1 protein-coding gene and 1 pseudogene are annotated in these 623 nt (G+C 54.3%); one reads left to right on the top strand and one right to left on the bottom strand.

Features of this window, described 5'->3' with window-relative positions; all coding sequences use genetic code 11:
- On the bottom strand, positions 1–288 hold a 288-nt coding region (locus BGK49_RS17060), incomplete at its 3' end, for a transposase (RefSeq protein WP_032199081.1).
- A 42-nt stretch (positions 289–330) separates the two neighbouring features.
- On the opposite strand from BGK49_RS17060, the pseudogene BGK49_RS27785 reads away from it, so the two are divergent.
- Positions 331–623 (top strand): annotated as a pseudogene (locus BGK49_RS27785) (IS3 family transposase); the annotation flags it as partial.

Below are 623 nucleotides of genomic sequence, written 5' to 3'. Positions count from 1 at the left end.
ATAAGCGGAAGCCTGGCGAAGGATATCGTTACTGCGGCGCAGTTCACGATTTTCACGTTCCAGCTCTTTCAGACGCTGACGTTCAGCGGTGGTGAGCCCGCCATCACCGCCTCCGGTATCCCGCTCATGCTGGCGAACCCAGACACGCAGAGTCTCCGGCGTACAGCCAATCTTTGGAGCAATGGAACAAATTGTCGCCCATTGTGAGTCATATTCGCCCTGACTTTCCAGAACCATACGGACTGCCCGTTGACGGACTTCGGGGGAAAAACGAGTATTTTTAGTCATCCTGTTTACCTCTTTCTCAGGAAGTTTAGTCTCCAGGATTCCCGGGGCGGTTCAGTCAGACTCCCTGAACAGTTCTCGATAATCGGGAAACTCAGAGCGCATTATCCTGTGGTCACACTCTGCCAAGTGTTCGGGGTTCATCGCAGCAGCTACAGATACTGGAAAAACCGTCCTGAAAAACCAGACGGCAGACGGGCTGTATTACGCAGTCAGGTACTTGAGCTACATGGCATCAGCCATGGTTCGGCCGGAGCAAGAAGCATCGCCACAATGGCAACCCGGAGAGGCTACCAGATGGGACGCTGGCTTGCTGGCAGGCTCATGAAAGAGCTGGG

Origin of the sequence: Shigella sp. FC1544, from assembly GCF_001722145.1 — a bacterium.
Lineage (GTDB): Bacteria > Pseudomonadota > Gammaproteobacteria > Enterobacterales > Enterobacteriaceae > Escherichia > Escherichia coli.
This window is presented reverse-complemented; position numbering and strand designations above follow the sequence as displayed.